The sequence below is a fragment of the Pseudomonas sp. PGPR40 genome (assembly GCF_022014505.1).
GTDB lineage: Bacteria > Pseudomonadota > Gammaproteobacteria > Pseudomonadales > Pseudomonadaceae > Aquipseudomonas.
This window is the reverse complement of sequence record NZ_JAKLSP010000016.1, coordinates 55,766-79,016: the sequence shown is the minus strand read 5'-3', so window position 1 is coordinate 79,016 and position 23,251 is coordinate 55,766. Positions and strand designations below refer to the sequence as shown.

16 protein-coding genes are annotated in these 23,251 nt (G+C 59.9%); 4 read left to right on the top strand and 12 right to left on the bottom strand.

Going from position 1 to position 23,251, the window contains the following annotated elements:
- Positions 1-171: 171 nt before the first annotated feature.
- The 12 genes from dctM to MEB48_RS15270 form a co-directional block, all read right to left on the bottom strand.
- A complete protein-coding gene (dctM, locus tag MEB48_RS15325; RefSeq protein ID WP_237884990.1) occupies positions 172-1,455 on the bottom strand; it encodes a C4-dicarboxylate TRAP transporter large permease protein DctM in 1,284 nt (427 codons plus the stop codon).
- A complete protein-coding gene (locus tag MEB48_RS15320; RefSeq protein ID WP_237884989.1) occupies positions 1,452-2,084 on the bottom strand; it encodes a TRAP transporter small permease in 633 nt (210 codons plus the stop codon). The genes dctM and MEB48_RS15320 overlap by 4 nt, the downstream gene beginning before the upstream one ends.
- Before the next feature lie 72 nt (positions 2,085-2,156).
- A complete protein-coding gene (dctP, locus tag MEB48_RS15315) occupies positions 2,157-3,152 on the bottom strand; it encodes a C4-dicarboxylate TRAP substrate-binding protein DctP (RefSeq protein ID WP_237884988.1) in 996 nt (331 codons plus the stop codon).
- A gap of 103 nt (positions 3,153-3,255) precedes the next feature.
- Positions 3,256-4,710, bottom strand: coding sequence for a TrkH family potassium uptake protein (locus MEB48_RS15310; protein WP_237884987.1), 1,455 nt, complete (start codon positions 4,708-4,710; stop codon positions 3,256-3,258).
- A gap of 1,016 nt (positions 4,711-5,726) precedes the next feature.
- Positions 5,727-6,494, bottom strand: coding sequence for a uroporphyrinogen-III C-methyltransferase (gene cobA, locus MEB48_RS15305; protein ID WP_237884986.1), 768 nt, complete (start codon positions 6,492-6,494; stop codon positions 5,727-5,729).
- 10 nt (positions 6,495-6,504) lie between these two features.
- On the bottom strand, positions 6,505-9,222 hold the full coding sequence (locus tag MEB48_RS15300) for a nitrate reductase (RefSeq protein ID WP_237884985.1): 2,718 nt from the start codon (positions 9,220-9,222) through the stop codon (positions 6,505-6,507).
- Positions 9,222-9,539, bottom strand: coding sequence for a nitrite reductase small subunit NirD (gene nirD / locus MEB48_RS15295; protein ID WP_030127927.1), 318 nt, complete (start codon positions 9,537-9,539; stop codon positions 9,222-9,224). Before nirD ends, MEB48_RS15300 begins: the two co-directional genes overlap by 1 nt.
- Complete coding sequence (nirB, locus tag MEB48_RS15290; protein ID WP_237884984.1) at positions 9,536-11,989, bottom strand: nitrite reductase large subunit NirB; 2,454 nt, start codon at positions 11,987-11,989, stop codon at positions 9,536-9,538. Before nirB ends, nirD begins: the two co-directional genes overlap by 4 nt.
- A 401-nt stretch (positions 11,990-12,390) precedes the next feature.
- The gene (locus MEB48_RS15285) at positions 12,391-14,061 is read right to left on the bottom strand and encodes a bifunctional protein-serine/threonine kinase/phosphatase (RefSeq protein ID WP_237884983.1); all 1,671 of its coding nucleotides are present in this window, start codon (positions 14,059-14,061) and stop codon (positions 12,391-12,393) included.
- 7 nt (positions 14,062-14,068) lie between these two features.
- Positions 14,069-15,280: a nitrate/nitrite transporter gene (locus tag MEB48_RS15280; protein ID WP_237884982.1), complete on the bottom strand. Its 1,212-nt coding sequence runs from the start codon at positions 15,278-15,280 to the stop codon at positions 14,069-14,071.
- A gap of 361 nt (positions 15,281-15,641) precedes the next feature.
- Positions 15,642-16,217 (bottom strand): ANTAR domain-containing response regulator, encoded by a 576-nt coding sequence (locus tag MEB48_RS15275; RefSeq protein WP_237884981.1) that lies wholly within the window; start codon positions 16,215-16,217, stop codon positions 15,642-15,644.
- A gap of 15 nt (positions 16,218-16,232) precedes the next feature.
- On the bottom strand, positions 16,233-17,444 hold the full coding sequence (locus MEB48_RS15270) for a CmpA/NrtA family ABC transporter substrate-binding protein (RefSeq protein WP_237884980.1): 1,212 nt from the start codon (positions 17,442-17,444) through the stop codon (positions 16,233-16,235).
- 228 nt (positions 17,445-17,672) lie between these two features.
- Between MEB48_RS15270 and MEB48_RS15265 the strand changes: the two genes are divergently transcribed.
- Genes MEB48_RS15265 through MEB48_RS15250 form a run of 4 tightly spaced genes read left to right on the top strand, consistent with a single transcriptional unit; the run spans position 17,673 to position 23,245 of the window.
- Entirely contained in the window at positions 17,673-18,410 is a 738-nt protein-coding gene (locus tag MEB48_RS15265; protein ID WP_237884979.1) for a helix-turn-helix domain-containing protein, read from the top strand.
- Positions 18,411-18,414: 4 nt separating this feature from the next.
- Complete coding sequence (sctC, locus tag MEB48_RS15260; protein WP_237884978.1) at positions 18,415-20,067, top strand: type III secretion system outer membrane ring subunit SctC; 1,653 nt, start codon at positions 18,415-18,417, stop codon at positions 20,065-20,067.
- On the top strand, positions 20,064-21,170 hold the full coding sequence (sctW, locus tag MEB48_RS15255; RefSeq protein WP_237884977.1) for a type III secretion system gatekeeper subunit SctW: 1,107 nt from the start codon (positions 20,064-20,066) through the stop codon (positions 21,168-21,170). Before sctC ends, sctW begins: the two co-directional genes overlap by 4 nt.
- A gap of 23 nt (positions 21,171-21,193) precedes the next feature.
- The gene (locus tag MEB48_RS15250) at positions 21,194-23,245 is read left to right on the top strand and encodes an EscV/YscV/HrcV family type III secretion system export apparatus protein (protein WP_237884976.1); all 2,052 of its coding nucleotides are present in this window, start codon (positions 21,194-21,196) and stop codon (positions 23,243-23,245) included.
- Positions 23,246-23,251 lie beyond the last annotated feature (6 nt).

Genomic DNA, 23,251 nt, shown 5'->3' with positions numbered 1-23,251 from the left:
ACCAGATCCCGCGTGAATCTCCTCCCAATGTGGCGACACTGCCGTTGCTGTTGCTCCCGTTGATCATGTACTTCCTGCCCGAATCGGAGCCGCCTGGGCTAATGGATCCGCTCAATAACTGGCGGGTGTTCGTCCGCATAGTGAACAGCGCAAGTCTTATCGCCGTCCCGGTTATGTCATGCCCAGCGAGTTCGGCAGAACCAGAGAAATCCACGGGACATAGGTAATCAATATCAGGAACAGCAGCAGGATAATCAGCCAAGGCATTGCTGCACGGATGGTGGCGGTCAGGGACATGCCGGTCACCGCCGAGGTAACGAACAGGTTCAGGCCTACGGGTGGAGTAATCAGGCCGATCTCCAGGTTCACCACCATGATGATCCCCAAATGAATCGGGTCGATTCCCAACTTCGTGGCAATCGGGAACATGATCGGCGCCAGGATCAGGATGATTGCCGAGGGTTCCATGAACGCGCCAGCCACCAACAACACGATGTTCACCACGAGCAGGAATGTCACCGGTGTCAGGCCCGCGCCGATGACCCAAGCGGTGATTTGTTGAGGTAATTGCTCGGTGGTCAGTACATGAGCGAAGAGCATGGCATTGGCGATGATGAACATCAGCATGATGCTCAGCTTGGCGGATTCGAGCAGCACCTTCGGCGTTTCACGGAGTGACATGTCCTTGTAGACGAACATCGCAACGAATGCCGCGTAGACCGCCGCCACGGCCGCCGCCTCGGTCGGGGTGAACATTCCGCTGTAGATACCGCCCAGAATGATGACCATCAGCAGCAAGCCCCAAATCGCCTTGCGTGCCGCACTCAACCATTCACGAAAGGTCGCTCGCGGCATGGCGGGCAGGTTCTTCCTGACGGCAACGACGTAGATGGCGACCATCAGCGCCGTACCCAGCAGCAGGCCGGGCACCACGCCGGCCATGAACAGCTTGCCGACCGAGGTTTCCGTCGCCGCGGCATACACCACCATCACGATGGAAGGAGGAATAAGAATCCCCAGTGTGCCCGCATTGCACACAATACCGGCACCGAATGCCTGTGGATAACCGGAGCGGACCATCCCCGCGATGGCGATGGAGCCCACGGCGGCTACCGTCGCGGGGCTTGAACCGGACAGCGCGGCGAACAGCATGCACGCCAGCACCGCCGCGATGGCCAGGCCGCCGCGAATATGACCCACACAAGCGTTGGCAAAGTCGATCAAGCGCCGCGCCACACCGCCTGTGGTCATGAAGGCACCGGCCAGCAAAAAGAACGGGATGGCCAGTAATGTGTAGTGTTCGGAGGTCTCGAACAGCTTGATGGCCAGTGAACGTACGGAGTCAGGGCTGAAAAAGATGATGGTCAGCGAACCGGCCAGGCCAAGGGAAATGGCGATCGGTACGCCGATAAACATCAGCGCGAACAGAGCAGCAAAGAGAAAAAGAATAGTCATTTCTTGTCATCCTCATGCTCGGTCAGTTTCAGCACCTCCGCAGCCTCGTCGGCGAGGCCCAGGCCTGTTTGACGGTTTTGCACAATGCGCACCAGAATCTCGGCAAAGCGGATGAACACCAAGGCAAAACCCACCGGCACAATCAGCCCGATGTGCCATTGCATGATGCCGTAATGACCGAGGTCCTCGGCACCGATACCGGCGATGAACAACGTCTGAATCCATTCGAAACTGGCGACGCTGAGCAGGCCCGCATAGGCCAGACTGCAGAGGCAGGCAATGATGCCAATGATTCGCTGAACCGGTTTGCTGGCCAGTTTCACCAAGGCATCGACACCGATATGCCCGGCTGTACGCACGCCATAGGACAAGCCGAAAAAGATCAGCCAGGCGAACAGGGCTTTGGTCAGCGATATGCTCCACGTCATGGCTTGGGCCATCCCCATGACACCGTCGCCAATGGCCAAAAACGGTTCACTGGCGCTTGGCCAATAGTCGGCGAAGCTGTAGAAAACGCTATAGAGGTTGTTGAGGATGACGTAAACGAACGTGACCAGCGTCATTGCCGCCAGCAGGAAGACGATAAAACCTTCTTCGAAGTGATCCCAGATACGCCGCAAGGCATTCATGAGTGGCATCTCCCGATCGAGTGACGACGATGAAACAGAGGGCCGTCCTTTCGGGCGGCGCTCGCCGGCAGATTACTGAGCCTGGTTGGCGGCTTCGGCGGCCTTGATCAGGTCGGCACCGATATCACCTTCGAACTTCTGCCAGACCGGTTTCATTGCTTCGCGCCACTTGCCACGTTGCTCTGGGGTCAGCGTGATGATTTCAGTGGTTTTGGCGTTGATGATGTTCTGTTTGGCATCCTGGTTCAGTTTCTCCGCGTCTTTGTTCACCTGAGTGGTGACCTCGACGATGATCTTCTCCAGTTCGGTTTTTATATCCGGCGGCAGGCCGGTCCAGAATTTGGTGTTGGTGATCAACATGTAATCCAGCAAGCCATGGTCGGATTCAGTGATGAACTTTTGCACTTCGTGCATTTTCTGGCTGTAGATGTTCGAGTAAGGGTTTTCCGCGCCATTGACGACGCCGGTCTGCAAGCCCTGATACACCTCGGCGAAGCTCATTTTGCGAGGATTGGCGCGCACCGCCTTGAATTGCTCTTCGAGCACAGCTGAAGCCTGCACGCGAAATTTCAAACCACGGGCATCGCCCGGTTCACGCAGCGCCTTGTTGGCGGACAGCTGCTTCATGCCGTTATGCCAATAGGCCAGACCGGTGATGTTCTTGCTTTCCATGGCCTTGAGAAGTCCCTGGCCGTCAGGGCTGCGCTGGAAGCGGTCGACTGCCGAGATGTCGTTGAACAGGAACGGCAGATCGAACAATTGCAGCTTGGGTGTGTATTGCTCGAACTTGGCCAGTGACGGCGCAATCATCTGCACATCGCCCGACAGCAGCGCCTCCATTTCCTTGCCGTCACCAAACAGCGAAGAGTTTGGATAAACCTCTACCTTGACCTTGCCGGGCAGACGTTCTTCGACGAGTTTCTTGAACAGCAGGGCGCCTTGGCCTTTAGGCGTTTGTTCGGCGACCACGTGAGAAAATTTGATAACGACTGGATCAGCCGCCAGTACCAGGCTTGACGCGCCCAGCGCGAGTGCACAGACGACCGCGCTGCACAATGATTTGAGCATCTGGAGGTTCCTCTTGTTTTAGTTCTCGTGCCGTTCATGTCTGAAACGCTTTGCACGGTGGACAAGAGGAGTCTAGGCAATAAATCACCATTGGTCGTTGGAACTAGTATTTCCAGAAAACCGGGATGAACAGCACCAGAACGGTGAGGATCTCCAGCCGCCCCAGCAGCATGCCAATGGTCAGCAGCCATTTGGCGGCATCGGGCAGTGTCGAGAAGTTACCTGCCGGGCCAATGATCGAACCAACGCCGGGCCCCACGTTACAGACGGCAGTGGCCGCGCCACTCAATGCAGTGGTCCAGTCCAGGCCAATGAGCGCCAAGCCCATGGCGATCGCCCCGATGGTGATGGTGAAAAAGAATGAAAACGTCAGGAGCGAACGGGCGATATCCTCGTCGATGGGATGGTTGTTGTATTTTTTACTGATGACGGCTCTAGGATGAATCAGTTGTTTCAGACTGCCCATGAGCAGTGCGCCAGCCACTTGAAAGCGGAAGATTTTAAGGCCGCCAGCGGTGGAGCCGGAGCAGCCGCCAACAAAGGTCAGATAAAAGAACAGCAACACGGAGAAACTGCCCCATAACGTGTAATCCCCCAGCGCCACGCCGGTCGTCGTGACCACCGAAGTCACGTTAACCGCCACGATTCGAAACGCCTCCCACCAGCCGTACTGGCTGTGCAAGCACAACCAGGTGCCGAACAGCAGCCAGGTGATGAGCAAAAAGCCAATGAACCCGCGTACCTGATGATCGTTGAACAAAGCCCGTTTGTTCCCGCGCAACAGGCTCACATACAACGTAAAAGGCAGGCTGCCCAGAATCATGATAACCACGGCCACCCAATGAATGGCCGGTTGCGTCCAGTGCCCCAGAGAAGAATCGGAGGTGGAAAAACCTCCCGTGGAAATCAACGACATTGCATGGTTGATGGCTTCGAACGGGGTCATGCCTGTTATCCACAGCGCCAGCGTGGAAACAGCGGTAAGCCCGATATACAGCCCCAGAATATATTTGGCGGCAACGTGGGAGCGTGGTGTGACCTTCTCTGACCAGTCGGATGATTCGGTCTGAAACAGCCGCATGCCCCCGACCCGCAATAGCGGCAGGATGGCCACGGCCATGCCGATAAAGCCGATGCCGCCCAGCCAATGCAGCATTGAACGCCAGATCAGCAACCCCGGCGAGGCGGTGTCCAGACCGGTCAGAATGGTCGATCCGGTGGTGGTGATGCCGGACATCGTTTCAAAAAACGCGTCGGTGTAGCTGATGTGCTGGATCAAGACCATGGGCAATGCGGCGAACATGCAGACGACCACCCAACTGGCGGTCGTCAGCATGTACATATCGCGGGGACGCAACTGAGCGCCCTCAGGGCGTCCCTTGTTAATCAACAGCAGCCCGGAGATCGCCGTGATCAGGCTCGACCACAGAAACGCCGACATATCATCGTTGCGTTCATAAATCACCAACGTGAGCATGGGTATCGCCATGCTCACCGCCAGCGTGATCAAAAAAATACCCAGGATGAAACCGATAAGTCGCAGTGCCGCAATGGACATAAATAACGCCTGTCTTGTTAGCGCCGCGCAGTATCGACCGGCTTGTTGTTTTGTCTCGTAAAGTTTGCGTAACTTTTTCGTTCTCTCGGATTCTCTGTGGGTCTGGCTAGAAGCATAGGTACTGAGCTACAGAGATTCACTGCCAGTTCCGGTGTTGGGAGTACATATCCATTCCTTCGGTAGCGTCGGTCGGTTATTGGCCCTGGTAGGAGCGAGGCTTGCCCGCGAAGGCGGCCTGATAGCCGACCGGGATTTTTGATGGTGTACATATCCGTTTCTGCGGTCACGGCCGCTGGCGGTTTCGCTTTTACAGCGAGTCACTTGGAAAAGCCCCAAGTAACCAAGGGCTCTTGCCCCGCCATTCGGTGCCTCGCCTGGGCTCGGCATGCCCTCTCTCCGGCATTGCTCCGGGGGCCCGCCGCGATCGGCCATCCATGGCCGGGGGCAGCTACCGCGGCATCCTTGCCGCGGTGCCCCCTGCGCAACGCCTGCGTTCGGCCTCTGGGAAAGGGGCAAGCAGATCAGGATCAAAAGCCAAAGCAACGGCAACGGCAAGATCAACAGCTTCGCGAGCAAGCCCGCTCCCACAGTTTGATCGGGGTACATTCGGGGAAGATCCGTCGGCTGACAAGCCGCCATCGCAGCGATGCGGCGACCCGACAAGCCAGCCACATAAATCAGCCCCCATCCACTCTGCTTCTCACCACTCAACAGGCCGAGCGTTAGCTCGCCTGCAGCTGTTGATCTTGATGCACCGCACCCTCGAGAGGCCGAGTGGAGGTTCTGCGCAGTGGGCAACCCGGCATGGATGCCGGGTTAGCCGCGCACGGCCATGGATGGCCGATCGCGGCGGGCCCACGGAGCAGGACCGGAGCGAGGGCATGCCGAGCCCAGGCGAGGCACCGAACGACAGGGGCAAAAGCGCTTTGGTTACTTTCGCGCTTTTCGAAAGTGACCCGCCGTAAGGGCGGAACCCTAAGTGGCCGTTACCGCAGAAACGGATATGTACACCACCATCAAACTTGGGAAGATGCCATGGCCATCGCGGGCAAGTTACGCTCCCACAGAGATGATGTTGCACAGGCTGCCACGGTTCCAATCACCAAAATGGCTGGGCTTTTCAATTTAAAGGCGCAGGCATCTTCCTCCATCGCTGTCAGATCGCTCCGACATTCCCGTTGGTGCGGCAGGGAAGCATTTTCGATCATTGCCACGGGTGTATCAGCTGCCATTCCGCCGGCCAGCAGTTGCTCGCGAATTTCAGTGAGCTTCGCCACGCCCATGTAGATCACCAGCGTTGTGCCCCCTTGAGCCAGGGCCTGCCAATTCAGGCTGCTGTCATCCTGAGTGTGCGCCGTGACCAGTGTCACGCCACGCGCGACGCCCCTCAGTGTCAGCGGAATGTCGCATTGGGTCGCACCGGCAAGACCCGCCGTAATGCCATTGACCAGCTCAACCTCGACGCCACGCTCACGCAGCCATTGTGCTTCTTCACCGCCACGCCCAAAGATGCACGGATCGCCACCCTTGAGCCGCACCACGCATTTGCCGTGACGGGTATAACGCAACATCAGGCGATGAATGAAGGCTTGAGGCGTGGAGCGACAGCCGCCGCGCTTACCTACAGGAATAATTCGGGCATTCGGGCAATGCTCCAGCACCGCGTCATTGACCAGATCGTCGATCAGCACCACGTCCGCTTCGCGCAACGCTCGAACCGCCTTGAGGGTCAGCAATTCAGGATCGCCAGGACCCGCACCCACCAGCCAGACTTTTGCGCTCATAGTGTTTTCCTCACGAGATGACGGCGACTGGCTGCGCAGTGGCGGCCAGCAAACGCTTGATTTCCGGGACGCAGGAGCCGCATTGCGTGCCGCAGCCCAATTCTTGTTTCAAACCCTGCAAATCCAGGCCACGGCCAATACCGGCACAGACCGCGTTCTGGCTGATGTTCATGCAGTTGCACAAAGTTTTGCTGCCCGATGCCGGACTGCCAGCGCCGCCCGGTGGCGCACTCAAAGGCGCAAGCAGCCAACGGCGTAGCTGTTCGTCGGCGCGACCTTCGAGCCACAGGCTTTGCAGCCAGTGCTGGGCGAGGGTTTCACCGGCCAGGCGAATCGCGGTGATCCGGCCGTTCTCGATCCGTACTCGTTTGCCAATCGAGCGCCGAGGATCGTCGTAGGCCAATACCGGGCCTTCGTTGAGCCCCAGGCATTGATCGATATCACGCAACAGCTGTGGATCTGGCGCGATGGCGCTGGCGGCGCGTATCAACAGTGCAGGGCGTTCACGGCCGGTCAGGCTGAGGCTAGCGTAGGAAAACGCCTCGCAGAGCGGTCGTAGTGTCTCCAAGTGCTGTTGAACATCACCCTCTATCAAGGCGAAAAGCTGCCAAGGCAATTGCACTGGCTCGAGTCGCACACCGCTGTGTTTGAGCTCCGGTTGTTTCGACAATGGGTCGAAGGCGGGAAGGGTGAGGGTGTTCACGCCGCCCTTGAGAAAGCGGTCGCCCCAGTGCATCGGCAGAAACGCCTGGCCCGGACGTACGCTGTCATCGCTGCTGACCGGCACGATCACCGAGCCCCGGCGACTTTTCAGATTGATCAGATCGCCCGGTTGCAGGCGATGCCGACGCAGTTCATCCGGGTGCAGGCTCAACACGGCTTCGCTGACATGGCCGAACAGTTGCGCGGCGGTGCCGGTGCGGCTCATGCCGTGCCATTGATCGCGCAGGCGGCCGGTGATCAGGGTCAGCGGGAAGCGCGCATCGCGTTGTTCCTTGGCGGCGCGATACGGGTCGGTCACGAACTGAGCGCGCCCGCTGGCGGTCGGGAAAATCCCGTCGAGATACAGCCGCGCCGTGCCTTCGCGAGCTCCAGCGGGGAAGGGCCATTGCTGCGGACCGAGCTGGTCAATCAGTTCATGGCTGATCCCGGACAGGTCGAGGTCACGGCCACGAGTCAGGTGTTTGTATTCGTCGAATACCTGTGCCGGGTTTTCAAAGGCAAACAGGCTGGTTGCTCCAGGACGCAGATGTTTTTCCAGGCGCTGTGCGAAATCCACGGTGATCGCCCAGTCGGGCCGTGCTTCACCGGGTGCGCCGATGGCCTGACGGACGTGGGAAATGCGCCGTTCGGAGTTGGTGACCGTGCCGTCCTTTTCACCCCAACTGGCGGCAGGCAGCAGCAGGTCGGCGAACGCGGCGGTTTCGGTGGTGCGAAACGCTTCCTGCAACACCACGAACGGGCAGGCTTGCAGTGCCGCGCGCACAGCGGTCTGGTCCGGCAACGACTGTGCAGGGTTGGTGCAGGCGATCCACAGGGCTTTGATCTTGCCGCTGCGCATCTGCTCGAACAGCTCGATGGCGGTTAGGCCGGGGTTCGCGGGCAGTTGATCAACGCTCCAGTAGTTGGCCACTTGCGCGCGGTGTTCTGCATTGGCCGCTTCGCGATGACCCGGCAGCAGGTTCGACAAACTGCCGGTTTCCCGACCACCCATGGCATTTGGCTGACCCGTCAGCGAGAAAGGTCCTGCACCGGGGCGGCCGATTTGCCCGGTGGCCAGGTGCAGGTTGATCAACGCGCTGTTCTTCGCGCTGCCGGCGGTGGACTGATTCAGCCCCATGCACCACAGCGACAGAAAGCTCGGTGAAGTGCCGACCCATTCCGCGCATTGATGCAGTTGCTCGACGCTGATGCCACAGAGTTGCGAAACCATTGTCGGGGTGTAATCGCGCACCAGGTTTTTCAGCTCGGCGAGGCCTTCGGTGTGGGCGTTGATGAAGTCGCGGTCGATCCAGTCTTCCCACAGCAACAGGTGCAAAATCCCATGGAACAAGGCGACATCGGTACCGGGCAGAATCGCCAAATGCATGTCGGCCAAATCGCAGGTGTCGGTGCGCCGAGGATCGATGACGATGACTTTCATCTGTGGGCGGCGGGATTTGGTTTCTTCCAGGCGACGAAACAGTACCGGATGGGCGTAGGCCATGTTGCTGCCGACGATCATCACGCAATCGCTCAACTCCAGATCTTCGTAGCTGCAAGGCGGAGCATCGGCGCCGAGGCTGCGCTTGTAGCCGACCACAGCAGAAGACATGCACAGCCGCGAATTGCTGTCGATGTTGTTGGTACCCACCAGCGCTCGCGCCAGTTTGTTGAAGGCGTAGTAATCCTCGGTCAACAACTGCCCGGAGATATAGAACGCGACACTGTCCGGGCCATGCTCGGCGATGGTTTCGGCGAAGACACTGGCGGCGTGATCGAGCGCCGTGTCCCAGTCGGTACGGCTGCGGGCCAGGCCTTTGCCCAGGCGCAGTTCCGGGTACAACGCCCGTGCCGCCAAGTCGCCGGTCAGGTGCAAGGTCGAACCTTTACTGCACAATTTGCCGAAGTTGGCCGGGTGCGCTGGATCGCCGCTGACGCCGAGGATGCGCTCGCCGTCGTGCTCGATCAGCACGCCGCAGCCGACCCCGCAATAGCAGCAGGTCGAGGCGGTGATTTGCTTGTCCATCAGCTTGCTTCCCGTAGGGCCAGCAGCACCCGGCCGTTCTCGACCCGTGCCGAATGATGATGGGCGCAGCCGACATCCGGGGCCAGGGCCTCGCCGGTTTGCAGATCGATCTGCCAGTTGTGCAGCGGGCAGGCTACCCGTTTGCCGTAGATCAAACCCTGGGACAGCGGCCCGCCCTTGTGCGGGCAGCGGTCATCAAGGGCGAAAACCTCATCGTCGCTTGTACGAAAAATCGCAATGTCGCCTTTCGGGCCGGCGATGATCCGCGAGCCCAGTGCGTTGATTTCTTCCAGTGCGCAGATATCCAGCCAGTTCATGCCTGCACCTCCAGGTTCTTCACGGGAATGACCTCGAATTCTTTTTTCAGCAGCGGCTGTTCGAGGCGTTCCTTCCACGGGTCCTGTTCGAACGACAGGGAAAATTGCAGGCGATCGTTCAATGCCTTGCGCCGAACCGGATCTTCCAGCACGGCTTTCTTGATGTGTTCCATGCCGACCCGTTGCAGGTAGTGCACGGTGCGCTCGAGGTAGAAGGCTTCTTCGCGATACAGCTGCAGGAACGCGCCGTTGTATTCGCGCACTTCTTCGGCGGTTTTCAGCTTGACGAAGAACTCCGCGACTTCGGTTTTGATCCCGCCGTTGCCACCGATGTACATCTCCCAGCCGGAATCCACGCCGATAATGCCGACGTCCTTGATCCCGGCTTCCGAACAGTTGCGTGGGCAACCGGAGACGGCCAGTTTCACTTTGTGCGGCGACCACATGTTGAACAGGTCGTGCTCAAGCTCAATGCCCAGTTGCGTGGAGTTCTGGGTGCCGAAGCGGCAGAACTCGCTGCCGACGCAGGTTTTCACGGTGCGGATGGATTTTCCGTAGGCGTGACCGGAGGCCATGTCCAGGTCTTTCCAGACGCCTGGCAAGTCCTGCTTTTTGATCCCCAGCAAGTCGATGCGCTGGCCGCCGGTGACCTTGACCATCGGCACGTTGTACTTGTCGGCCACGTCGGCGATGCGCCGCAGCTCTGAAGGATTGGTCACACCGCCCCACATCCGCGGGACTACAGAGTAAGTGCCGTCTTTCTGAATGTTGGCGTGGGCGCGTTCGTTGATCAGACGCGATTGCGGGTCGTCCTTGGCTTCGCCCGGCCAGGTGGAAATCAAGTAGTAGTTGAGCGCTGGGCGGCAGGTGGCGCAGCCGTTCGGGGTGCGCCAGTTCAGGTAGCTCAGGGTGCCATAGATGGTCAGCAGGTGCTGGTCGCGGATGGCCTGGCGGATTTGCCCGTGGTTGAGGTCGCTGCAACCGCAGATGGCTTTTTCGCTTTTCGGTTTGACGTCCGCCGCACCACCCACGGTGTTGATCAGGATCTGTTCGACGAGACCGGCGCAGGAACCGCAGGAACTGGCGGCCTTGGTATGTTTCTTCACGTCGTCGACGCTGAACAGACCGTGTTCCTGAATGGCCTTGACGATGGTGCCTTTGCACACGCCATTGCAGCCGCAGACTTCGGCGGTATCGGCCATGCTCATGGCTTTGTCCTGGCCCTGGTGTCCTACGTCACCGAGGGCGTTTTCGCCAAACATCAAGTGATCGCGGATCTCGCCGATGGCGTGGTTCTCACGGATCTGCCGGAAATACCAACCGCCATCTGCCGTATCGCCGTACAGACAGGCCCCGACCAGCACGTCATCCTTGATCACCAGTTTTTTGTAGACCCCGCCGATCGGGTCGGAGAGGGTGATGGTTTCGGTGCCTTCGCCGCCCATGAAGTCGCCGGCGGAAAACAGGTCGATGCCGGTGACTTTCAATTTGGTCGATGTCACCGAACCCTTGTAGGTGGCGAAGCCCAGTTGGGCGAGGTGGTTGGCGCAGACCTTGGCCTGTTCGAACAATGGCGCAACCAGGCCGTAGGCGATGCCACGGTGGCTGGCGCATTCGCCGATGGCGTAGACCCGAGGGTCGTAGGTTTGCAGGGTGTCGTTGACCAGAATCCCGCGGTTGCAAGGGATGCCGGATTTTTCCGCGAGTTCGGTATTGGGGCGAATACCGGCGGCCATCACTACCAGGTCGGCAGGGATAATGTCGCCGTTCTTGAACTGCACCGAGCCAACCCGGCCATTGCCAGCGTCGTGCAGGGCCTGGGTCTGTTCGCACAGGCGAAAATGCAGGCCACGGGCTTCCAGGGCGGTTTGCAGGAGTTGGCCACTGGTTTTGTCCAGTTGCCGCTCCAGCAGCCATTCGCCGATGTGCACCACGGTGACGTGCATGCCGCGCAGCATCAGGCCGTTGGCGGCTTCAAGGCCCAGCAGGCCGCCGCCGATGACCACGGCGTGCTTGTGGGTCTTGGCGGTGTTGATCATCACCTGGGTGTCGGCAATGTCGCGATAACCGATCACGCCCTGCAAGGTATTGCCGGGGATTGGCAGGATGAACGGGGTCGAACCGGTGGCAATCAGCAGACGGTCGTATTCGGCCTCGGTGCCGTCTTCGGCGATGACCCGGCGTTTGACGCGGTCGATCTCCACCACTTTGCGGTTGAGCAGCAGCTTGATGTTGTTTTCCAGGTACCAGTCCAGATCGTTGAGCACGATCTCTTCGAACGTCTGTTCGCCGGCCAGAACAGGCGACAGCAGGATGCGGTTGTAGTTGGTATGGGGTTCGGCGCCGAAGACCGTGATGTCGTACAGCTCATTACTCAGCTTGAGCAATTCTTCCAGGGTACGAACCCCGGCCATGCCGTTGCCGATCATCACCAGTTTTAGTTTTTTCATCAGGTTCTCCGGGGAGCTCGGGCCTGCCTCATGGCATTCAGACCTTGCTCGAGAAAATTTTGCGCAAACAAAAAAAGGCGTCCCGCTAGTTAACTAGCGAGGACGCCTTTGTCCTTGTCCCGTTCTCTCGGGCAGCGCAGCCTTCTACGTTGAAGGTTGGGCTTTATGTATGTTGCGAAAGGTAATGCAGTGGTTGTGCCAAGTCGCACAGGCTCCGAATTTACGGGTGTTTCTTATGATGGACGGGGTTTTTAGTGCACCGATTCAAGGCGCGACGCCCGGTTTTGAAGCAGGAAGATCAAAAGATCGCAGCCTGCGCCAGATCCTGCAGGGGATCGTGGGCCACCCGTAGGAGCTGGCGCAGGCTGCGATCTTTTGATCTTTTGGGGTCAATAAACAGCTCAACCATGAAACAGTAAAAACAGCAGCGTCAGATTCACCAGCAACGACACCAGCGCCAACGTCCGCCAGACTTTCAGCGGTTCGCGCTCCAGCAGCGGTCTGGGGCGCACGCTCAAACTGCGTCGTTCTCCCTGTTCCAGCAGCAACAACCATTCTTCCGCCGTTTCAAAACGCTGATCCGGCGCTGCCGCCACTGCGCGCTCCAGACTTTGTGCGATCCATTCCGGCAGGTCGGGCCGGTAGCGACTGGCGCTGACAGGCACACCAAACCGAGGGCGCTGGAACGCTTCGATTTCGCCGTAGGGATAATGCCCGGTCAGCAGGTAATACAAGGTCACGCCGACTGCGTACAAATCCTGTTGTGGTGTAGGAGGGTCGCCTCGAAAGGCTTCCGGCGCGATATAGCTGGGCGTTCCGGGCAGCGCGCAGGCCTGATCTTCAGACAGCCCGGGGCAGTAGGCGAGGCCGAAATCCAGCAGTCGCAGCTCACCGTCGTCCCCCAACAGCAGGTTCTCCGGTTTGATATCGCGATGCAGGATCTGCCGTCGATGCAGGATGCCGATGGCCCGCAGCAAGCGTTCCGCCAGGTCCAGCCATTGAGCCAATGGCAGCGTTGCGACACGCTCATGCAGCTCAGCCAAGGTCGACCCGGAATATTCACGCATCACGTAGTACAAATGCTGACGCTGACTGGCGGCATGGACTTCAGGGAAATGCCGCCCGGCCACGCGCTTGAGAAACCATTCCTCCGACAACAAGGCCTGCCCGGCCTGATGATCGTCACGCAGCGTACCGGGCAAGGTTTTCAGCAGCCAAGGCTGTTGTTGTGCGTCGCGCACCCGGTAGAGCAGCGATTGCTGGCTCTGGCCGAGGATCCCTTCGACCTGCCAGCCTTCGAAGCTCTGGCCCGGCTTCAGCGCCGGCGGGAGTGGCCATTGCTGCAGATGAATCAGTGCGTCGCCAATGCTGGTTTCACCGAGGGCATCGACCCGCACCAGCAAGGCGCTGGCGTTGTCCTGACTGCCGGCCAGGTGAGCGGCGCTGACCAAAGTCTGCGCGGCACTGTTCAGGTTGGGTTGGTCGCGCAGAATCGCCGCAATGGCCGTGTCGCCCAGCACGGCCCAGATGCCGTCGCTGAGCAGCACGAAACTCTCGTTCAGGCGCAGTTCGCCATCGAGAAAGTCCAGCACCAGGTGCTGATCCAGTCCTAGGGCCCGCTTAAGCACATGCTGCATGCCCGGTTGGTCCCAGACGTGATCCTCACTCACCCGTTGCAACGTGTCGGCGTGCCAGCGGTAAACCCGGCAATCGCCGACATGAGCCAGAGTGAAGCGCCGGCCGCGCATTACCAAGGCACTGACCGTGGTCAGCAGCGGTTGCCCGCCGCCGTTCGCCTGCAGCCAGCGATTTTGCGCCAGTAGCAGACGGTCCAGTGCCTGGGCGACGCCCCAGGTTTCCGGGGTGGCGTAGTAATCCAGCGCCAGGGCCTGCAAGGTCGAACGGGCGGCGAGCCCGCCATCGGCACACTGGCTGACGCCGTCGGCGATGGCGAACAGGTAACCCTTGCTTACCGCCAGCGCCGGGGCCGGAGTGACCAGGCGCAGAGCGTCCTGGTTCTCCTCGCGGGGGCCGATGGCGCTGTGTTCGGCGAAGCTCAGTTGCAGGCTCATTCAGTCCTCACACCCGTGCTGCGGTAACGGCTGCCGAACCCCAAGTGGTTCTCCAGCGACGTTTCACACCGTGCAGACCGAACCAGGCAAGTACGCCAAGGCTGGCGAACAACCACAACGCCATTTGATAGCTGCCAGTGCTTTGCTTGATCGCGCCCATGCCGGCTGCCAGAGCGAAGCCACCGATGCCGCCGGCCATGCCGATCAGCCCGGTCATCACACCGATCTCCCGGCGAAAGCGCTGCGGAACCAACTGGAATACCGCACCGTTGCCTGCCCCCAAACCGAGCATGGTGCAGACGAAAAGCGCTAACGCGGCGTAGGAACTCGGCAGATTGAAACCCACTGTCGCAATGCAGATCGCTGCCACGGTGTACATCGCCAGCAAAGTGCGAATCCCGCCAAAGCGATCCGCCAGTGCGCCGCCCAGAGGACGCATCAGGCTGCCACCGAACACACAAGCAGCAGTGTAGTAGCCGGCGGTCACCGGGCTCAGGCCGTATTGGTCGTTGAAGTAGCCGGGCAGGGCGCTGGCCAGACCGATGAAACCGCCGAAGGTCACGCTGTAGAAAAACATGAACCACCAGCTGTCGCGGTCGCCCAGGGCTTTCAAGTAGTCGGACATCGATTTGGCTTTCGGCCGCTCAGGTGCATTTTTGGCCAGCCAGGCGAAGACAATCAGGGTCAGGATCAGCGGGATCAGGGCGAAGCCGAACACATTGCTCCAGCCAAACGCGGCGGCCAGAACCGGAGCGATCAAGGCTGCGAGCACCGTGCCCGAGTTACCGGCACCGGCGATGCCCATGGCTTTGCCTTGGTGCTGGGGCGGATACCACTGCGAAGCCAGCGGCAGGGCGACGGCGAAAGACGCACCGGCCATGCCGAGGAACAGACCCAGCAACAGTGCTTGCTCGTAACTGTGAATGCCGACTTTCCAGGCGACGAACAGGGCGCAGATGACGATCACCTGGCCGATGATCCCGGCGGTTTTTGGCGACAGGCGATCGGCCAGCAGGCCCATCGCAAAGCGCAGCACGGCGCCGGCCAGAATGGGCGTGGCCACCATCAGCCCACGCTGTTGTGTAGTCAGTTGCAAGTCCGCGGCGATCTGCACCGCCATTGGGCCGAGCAGGTACCAGACCATGAAGCTCAGATCGAAATAGAGGAAGGCTGCGAACAGGGTTGGGGTATGGCCGGATTTCCAGAAGCTTGAATTCATCGCGCACCTCAGCTGTCAGGCGTATCAAGAAGGAGTCATGAGCTTGCAGGTGGGCGCCGCAATGGCCGCACCACCGGCCCCGGTCTCTGGGGCCAAAACGAAAAAACGCCGCTACCCGATCCGCCAGAGGGGCGAATGAGGTGAGCGACGTCTTTGTCGTAGGTGGGGCAACCGCCGTTGGTTACCTTGCAGTGATTTACTTAGCGAGATTTGTGCCAACACGTGAGATCGAGTCGCCGCCATTCGCGAGCAAGCCCGCTCCCACAGGGGAATTGCGTCGTTCACGACATTGAAGTTCGACACAAATCAAATGTGGGAGCGGGCTTGCTCGCGAAGGCGATCGATCATTCACCGCAAGGCTTCAGCCAAGCAACTCACTCATGGCAATAATCTGCTCCGCCACCTGTATCAGCTTCTGCTGGCGGCTCATGGCCTGGCGGCGCATCAGGGTGTAGGCCTCTTCTTCGTTGCATTCCTTCATTTTCATCAGCAGCCCCTTGGCCAGCTCGATGCGCTTGCGCTCGGCCAGTTGCTGGTCGCGGGCGTGCAGTTGCGCGCGCAGGGCCTGGTCGCTTTCAAAGCGCGCCATGGCCACGTCAAGAATCGGCTGCAAGCGTTGTGCGTGAATGCCTTCGACGATGTAGGCACTGACGCCGGACTTGATCGCCCGGCGCATCACGCCGGGGTCGTGCTCGTCGGTGAACATCACGATTGGCCGTGGTTGGTCACGGGTCACCAGCACCACTTGCTCCATCACATCGCGGCTCGGTGACTCGGTATCGATCAGGATCACGTCCGGACGCACCGTTTCGACGCGCGCGGGCAGGTCAATGGTCAGGCCGGACTCGTCGATGACCTCGAACCCGGCTTCGGTCAGGGCCGCCTTCAGACGCCCGACTTTTTTTGCGGTGTCATTGATCAGCAGGATACGCAACATATTCGCAGGCTCCTGTCAGCGGCTGGCGAGAAGGGGAGCACTGTCGCTCATGGCGTGCAGCGTGAAGCTGCGGGCATAGCCGGCCGGGTCCGAACCGTCCCAGACTTTGCCATCGATCAGTTGACTGCTGCGCATTTCCTGACTCCCGGCAGGCACACCGACAGCGGTAGCAGCCTCTCGATATAAGTCTAGTTGCTGGACCTGACGGGCCACGCCGAGGTAATCCGGGTCGTCACGCAACAAACCCCAGCGCCGGAACTGGGTCATGAACCACATGCCATCGGACAAATACGGCAGATTGACCTCACCGTCACCGTGGAAACGCATCGCGTGCGGGTCTTGCCAGCGATTGCCCAGGCCGTCGGCGTAGTCACCGAGCAAGCGCGGTTCGATGCAATCGAGTGGTGCATCCAGATACTCAGGCGCACTCAATAGTTGTGCGGTGCTGCGGCGATTTTCATGGCTGGCTTCGATGAATCGGCTGGCTTCGAGGATCGCCATCACCAATGCCCGTGCAGTGTTGGGGTATTGCTCGACGAAGGCGCGGGTGCAGCCGAGGACTTTTTCCGGGTGATCCGGCCAGAGGGTCTGGCTGGTGGCCATGGTAAATCCCAGATTCTGCTGCACCGCGCTGGCCGCCCACGGCTCGCCGACGCAGAAACCGTCGATGCGCCCGGCTTGCAGGTGCGCGACCATTTGCGGCGGTGGCACCACCACGCTGTCGACATCTTGCAACGGATGAATGCCCTGACTCGCGAGCCAGTAATACAGCCACATGGCGTGGGTGCCCGTAGGAAATGTCTGGGCGAAGGTCAGTTTTGGGCGACTTTGGTGCACATGTCGGTCCAGTGCTTCAGGACTGGTCACGCCCAAGGCTTGCAACCCGTGGGAGAGGTTGATGCTCTGGCCGTTCTGGTTCAGGCCCATGAGCACGGCCATGTCGGTGGAGGCTACGCCGCCGATGCCCAGGTGCACGGCGTAAATCAGGCCGTACAGGCTGTGGGCGGCGTCGAGTTCGCCGCTGACCAGTTTGTCCCGCAGGTTGGCCCAGGACGACTGGCGCTTGAGGTTAAGGGTCAGGCCGTACGGTTGGGCGAAGCCCTGGGTGGCGGCGACCACCACTGAGGCGCAGTCGCTCAGGGCCATGAAGCCGAGGTTGATTGCGGTTTTTTCCGGGGCATCGCTGCCATTGACCCAGGCCAACGGGCCGGCTGATGGTTCGTTCATCGATTTCGCACCTTCCAAAAAAAAGCGTCGTCCCAAGGCCCTTGCGTGGGCAAAGCCGAGTGACGACGCCATTGTCCTTCCACTCATCCCGCCGTTGGCATGAGTGCTGATGCGTTTTCGGGTGCAAGGCATATGCCAGCCCGGGTTTCATCAGTTTTCCATCAGGATTCGACGCGCCATGCCTTTCATCCTGCCGGCCATTATCGTCAGGCCGCATAGGAGGTTGGCGTGCAACTCGAATCACTTCGCGCCACAACATTCCCTGATGCTCGTTTCGCCGAGCGGGTGCTGCATCTGCGTGTCACCGAGTCAGTCGTAGAACTCGCTTCTGCGCCGTGTTCGTCGGGCTGTCGGTTGCCCGTCGGTTGGGAGGGGCTGATAGCGCACAGCGATGCACTGCAAGTGAGCGGTGGCAGCGTGCAGGTGTTGCCGATATCTGAAGCGCTGCTGGTGAAATTACAGGTTTTTATCGATCTGAGTGACGCGCTGACTGATCAACGACCCGGCCAGGCAACTTGGGCGGCATTGCCGGTGGCTTACCCAACCGTCCAGTCCGAGAGGGCGCTTGAGCGCTGGTACCTCGAGCAGGCCATGGCCAGTGGTTTGGCCTATCAGGCCTTTGCCGGCGTGCTGCGTCATACCGAGAGTTACGGACTTGTGCGCTTTCTGCTGGAGCAGGGCACCCACAGCGAAAAGTTGACCACCCTGGCGCAGCGTTATGGCGTTTCGGTGTCGCATTTTCGTCGGCTGTGCCGACAGGCGTTGGGCACTGCGGCCAAGCCTGCATTACGCGGCTGGCGGACAGCCCAGGCGCTGTTGAACATGAGTCTGCAGGACGGCTCCCTGACGGATGTGGCGCTGGAGTTCGGTTTTGCCTCTTCTTCGCATTTCTCCAAGGAAATCCGCGAGCTGGTGGGCTTCACACCCAGCAGTCTGGCCGATATTACCTACCTTCCAGGCAAGTGAGCCGATGAACTGTCGAGTGTTCTCCTTATCCCTTTTGCCCGTTTGCTTAACCACCGTGTTGCTGCTCGCGCCATCTGCCGCACAGGCCGGCATCTATAATTTCGAAGCCCGGGAACAGAGCGCGCGCACTTTTTTCAGCGAACTGTCCGGCCCACTGGGCAAGCCGGTCATCGTCAGCAAGGCCGCTGCGGCCAAGCGGATTTCCGGTACGTTCGATCTGCTCGCGCCGCAACGGACCTTTGAGCGAATCAGCGCGAAAATGGGCCTGATCTGGTACAGCGATGGTCAGGCGATTTATCTGTATGACGCCTCGGAGTTCAAAAGCTCGATGGCGTCGCTGCAGACCCTGACTGTGGCGAAACTTCAGGCGTTCCTGGAACGCTCCGGTCTGTACGATCGCCGTTATCCATTGCGCCACGACGGTCTGCGTACGTTCCATGTGTCCGGCCCGCCGATGTATGTCGATCTGGTCGTGCAAGCGGCCGGGCTGATGGATAACCAGCGTTCGGAACTGTTGCTGGGCAAGCAGCAGATTGGCGTCATTCAGGTGCGAAACACCTTTGTCAGCGACCGCAAATACGAGCTGCGCGATGACAAGGTGACCATCCCCGGGCTGGCCACCGTGATCGAGAACTTGCTGCGCGGCGAGAAGCGCGAAGTCGAGCCGTCGGTGGCGCAGGTTCCTGCACAGCGACCACAGGGCTTGATGCCGGCGTTTCCATTGCAAGGCCTGGCGACCACGCCTTCCGATCAGGACCCGTCCGCGCCGAGAATCCTTGCGCGCGACACGGCCGCCGGAAACATTCGGGTGGTGGCCTATCCCGATACCAACAGCCTGTTGGTCAAGGGGTTGCCGGAGCAAGTGCGCTTTATCGAGAACCTGGTGAGTGCGCTGGACACGCCCAAACGCCACGTGGAGTTGTCGTTGTGGATCATTGATTTGCACAAGGATGAACTCAATCAGCTGGGCATCAATTGGCAAGGCACGGTGAATTCGGGTGGTAAATTTTCCGCATCGCTCAATGCCGGTTCGGCGACCACCCTCGATGGCGCTTCGTTCGTGACCCAGGTCATGGCGCTGGAGCGGACCAACCGAGCGAACGTAGTCTCGCGACCGGTGATCCTGACTCAAGAAAACGTGCCGGCGATCTTCGACAACAACCGCACGTTTTATGCCCCGTTGGTGGGCGAGCGCAGTGTCGATTTGCAGCACGTGACCTACGGCACCCTGGTCAGCGTACTGCCGCGTTTCGCCCAGTCGGACGAGGTGGAAATGTCGCTCAATATCGAGGACGGCAATGAGGTCGAAAACCCTGGTCAGGGTGAGCGTCCAAACGCGCTGCCCACGGTCGGTCGCACGCGAATCAGCACGGTGGCGCGGGTGCCTCAAGGCAAGAGTCTGTTGGTGGGCGGTTTCACCCGCGATGACAACAGTGAGCAAGTCGGGCGGATACCGGTACTGGGGGCGATCCCATGGATCGGGCGATTGTTCAGCTATCGCCAGAACCGCTCGGCCAACACGGTGCGGGTGTTTCTGATTCAGCCCAAGGAAATTCTCGACGCCCTTGAACCTGTCACGGAACCCGGCTCGCAGGTGCTGACCCCAGAGCAGCATGAGCGTGTGCGCCGATCATACTTCCGGGCGGCGATAGAATGATCCTGCCACCGGTTTCCACGGGGGGGCGAGCTGCCCAGGCTCGGCTGAATGCCGAGAGAGCCGCGGAGCACCCACAACCGCAGGTGGATGCGGACATTGATCTGGATGAAAGCGGTACGGCGGCTGCCGCGCAGCGCTTTGTCCAGATCAGCGATGAAATGTCGGCGGCGTTGGCGCAGTTTCGCGGCCGGCGACATTTCGAACTCAAGTCCGACACCCTGACAGACAACTTCGAAAGAGTGCTCGACGACGACACTTTACCCAAGGTGCAACAGGTACTCCGTCTGGCGCGGCTGGCGGACAAGCCTGTCACCTGGTTGCTGCAGCAGTTGCGCGGGTTGTTTCCCGACGACAGCGACCTGGTGTTGGTGCTACGCGAACTGTTGCGCCGTAAACGGCTCGATGCCGGCTCGCGTCGGCGACTCGAGCGGGTATTGCAGGTGGCGCTCGCCGAGGCCTCGCCCAAGCGGATGAACGCGGGAATCAATACGGCCCTCAAAGCCAGGATGTTCGGTGCGAGCATGGCCGTGCGTGCAGGTCTGCTGCGCGAAACCTATCGGGATTTCCTGGAGTCCGACGACGGCCCGGTCAGTTGTTATCAGGACTGGATTGCGTTGTATGGCCCGCTCAAACGCATGGGCGTGCTGGTGTTCATCGAAGACGCCTTGCTCACCGATATCAGTGCCCAGGACCCGAGTTGCTCGCGTGCAGAGTTTGGCCAACTGCTGGCCAGACTGGCCGACCTCAAGCGCCTGCGTTCAGCCGATGGCCTGTTTATCGGCAGCCTGCTCGGCGATGAACTCATTTGCCGGCACAACCCCGAAGAGTCTGATTGGCTGGTGTTTCTCATGGGGCTGTTGACCTACCCCGACGAACTCGACCAGTTGTTGCTCGGCGCGCTGGGTGAACACCTGCTGTTGAGCCCTCACCGTGAACGCTCGACGGTGCTGCAAACGGTGCGCCGGCTCAGCCTGCAACTGCCATTGCCCCTGTTTGCCGATGAAGAGGCGCCGCAGCGCCTGGCACAACAATTCATGCGCCTGGCCGACATCGCCTACGCCCACGAATGTATTGAACGGCGACGTCTCGGCGGTTGCTCATGATTTTTTCCTGGAGCTGACTGGCCATGTTCAATGTGTTTTTGCGAAATGTCGGGGCTCGACCGGAGCTGCTGATTTTGACGCTGATGGTGATGATCATCGCCATGCTGATCATTCCCCTGCCGACGATGCTGGTGGATTTTCTCATCGGCCTGAACATCATCATTTCGCTGCTGGTGTTCATGGGTTCTTTCTACATCGAGCGCATCCTCAGCTATTCGACATTCCCGGCGTTACTGCTGTTGACCACGTTGTTTCGCCTGGCGCTTTCAATCAGCACCAGCCGCCTGATTCTCAGTCAGGCCGATGCGGGCGAAATCATCGCGTCCTTCGGTGACTTTGTGATCGGCGAAAGTCTGGTGGTGGGCTTCGTGATCTTTTCCATCGTCACCATTGTCCAGTTCATCGTGATCACGAAGGGGTCGGAGCGGGTTGCTGAAGTCGCGGCGCGCTTCTCGCTGGACGGCATGCCGGGCAAGCAAATGAGCATCGACGGCGACTTGAAGGCTGGCGCCATCACCGCCGAAGAAGCCCGTGAAAAACGCAGCGTGCTGGAGCGCGAAAGCCAGTTGTATGGCTCCTTCGACGGGGCCATGAAGTTCATCAAGGGCGATGCGATCGCCGGCATCATCATTATCTTCGTCAACTTTATCGGCGGCATGGCCATTGGTGTCGGGCAAATGGGCATGGACATGTCCACGGCCCTGTCGACCTACACCTTGCTGACCATCGGCGACGGTCTGGTGGCGCAGATTCCAGCGTTGCTGATTGCCATCGGTGCCGGCTTCATTGTGACCCGCGTCAACGGCGATGACAGCAACCTGGGGCGCAACATGCTCGCGCAAATGCTGGGTAACCCCTTCGTTCTGGGCGTGACCGCATTGCTGGCGGTGGGCGTAGGCCTGCTGCCCGGTTTTCCGCTGCTGACGTTCTTGTCGATTGCCAGCGTGCTGGGACTGGTTGTGTTCATGCGACATCGCAAATCTTCCAGGCAAGCCGGGCTGGGCGAAGGTCGTGCTGCACCCTCAGAGCAAGGCGCACTGCAAACCGGGTCGGGATTGCTCGACGACGTCGACAACATCGCCACCGAAACCATCGCTCTGATGTTGCTGGTGCCCACCACGCGTCTGGAGGAGCTGAACAAGGCCCGTTGGGCAGCGCGCTTTCGCAGCCAGTTTTTCGTCGACTACGGGTTGCGCATTCCCGAACCGCAGCTTCGTGCCAGCGATGCGTTGCCGGCGCACCAGGTCGCGGTGCTGATCAATGAAGTACGCGCCGAACAGTTCGATATCCATTTCGATCACTGGCGTCTGCTCGACTATTCACCGGAGCTCGAACCCATGGGTTTTGCGTTGGTGCGCGGCAATGACAGCAATCGCCTGGGCGGTGTCTGGGTCAATGCCACCGACCGCGAGCGGGTGCAGCAATTGGGTTATCACCTGCGCCCGGCCGACGAAGAATGCTATCGCTGCCTGGTCACGCTGCTGGCGCGCAATATCCAGGAGTTTTTCGGTGTGCAGGAAACCAAGCAATTGCTCGACGAAATGGAAACGCGCTACCCCGATCTGCTCAAGGAAGTGTATCGCCACGTCACGGTGCAGAAGATCGCCGAGGTACTGCAACGGCTGATCGGTGAGCGCATTTCCGTGCGCAACATGAAGCTGATTCTCGAATCGCTGGCCCATTGGGCGTCGCGGGAAAAAGATGTGCTGGCGCTGGTCGAGCACGTTCGCGGCGCGATGGCCCGCTACATCAGCAACAAGTTTGCCCAAGGCAATGACTTGCGCGTGCTGCTGTTGTCACCGGAGTTCGAAGAGGTGGTGCGGCGAGGGATTCGGCAAACGTCGGGCGGCAGTTTCATCAACCTGGAACCTGCCGAGTCGGAAGAGCTGATGGACCGACTGAGTGTCGGCCTGGACAGCCTGCACATCGCGCAAAAGGACATGGTGCTGCTGTGTTCGATCGACGTGCGGCGCTACATCAAGAAGCTGATCGAGGGGCGTTTCCGGGAGCTGGACGTGATGTCGTTCGGCGAAATCTCCGAGACGGTCTCGGTCAATGTCATCAAAACGCTGTAAGGAAAT

Bases quoted from the DNA above. Each gene is read 5' to 3' on its own strand.
- dctP (WP_237884988.1), bottom strand. From the start codon at position 3,152: ATGCTCAAATCATTGTGCAGCGCGGTCGTCTGTGCACTCGCGCTGGGC.
- MEB48_RS15320 (WP_237884989.1), bottom strand. From the start codon at position 2,084: ATGAATGCCTTGCGGCGTATCTGGGATCACTTCGAAGAAGGTTTTATC.
- cobA (WP_237884986.1), bottom strand. From the start codon at position 6,494: ATGAGCGCAAAAGTCTGGCTGGTGGGTGCGGGTCCTGGCGATCCTGAA.
- MEB48_RS15270 (WP_237884980.1), bottom strand. From the start codon at position 17,444: ATGAACGAACCATCAGCCGGCCCGTTGGCCTGGGTCAATGGCAGCGAT.
- MEB48_RS15275 (WP_237884981.1), bottom strand. From the start codon at position 16,217: ATGTTGCGTATCCTGCTGATCAATGACACCGCAAAAAAAGTCGGGCGT.
- MEB48_RS15300 (WP_237884985.1), bottom strand. From the start codon at position 9,222: ATGGACAAGCAAATCACCGCCTCGACCTGCTGCTATTGCGGGGTCGGC.
- sctC (WP_237884978.1), top strand. From the start codon at position 18,415: ATGAACTGTCGAGTGTTCTCCTTATCCCTTTTGCCCGTTTGCTTAACC.
- nirD (WP_030127927.1), bottom strand. From the start codon at position 9,539: ATGAACTGGCTGGATATCTGCGCACTGGAAGAAATCAACGCACTGGGC.
- MEB48_RS15250 (WP_237884976.1), top strand. From the start codon at position 21,194: ATGTTCAATGTGTTTTTGCGAAATGTCGGGGCTCGACCGGAGCTGCTG.
- MEB48_RS15280 (WP_237884982.1), bottom strand. From the start codon at position 15,280: ATGAATTCAAGCTTCTGGAAATCCGGCCATACCCCAACCCTGTTCGCA.
- MEB48_RS15285 (WP_237884983.1), bottom strand. From the start codon at position 14,061: ATGAGCCTGCAACTGAGCTTCGCCGAACACAGCGCCATCGGCCCCCGC.
- sctW (WP_237884977.1), top strand. From the start codon at position 20,064: ATGATCCTGCCACCGGTTTCCACGGGGGGGCGAGCTGCCCAGGCTCGG.
- nirB (WP_237884984.1), bottom strand. From the start codon at position 11,989: ATGAAAAAACTAAAACTGGTGATGATCGGCAACGGCATGGCCGGGGTT.
- MEB48_RS15310 (WP_237884987.1), bottom strand. From the start codon at position 4,710: ATGTCCATTGCGGCACTGCGACTTATCGGTTTCATCCTGGGTATTTTT.
- dctM (WP_237884990.1), bottom strand. From the start codon at position 1,455: ATGACTATTCTTTTTCTCTTTGCTGCTCTGTTCGCGCTGATGTTTATC.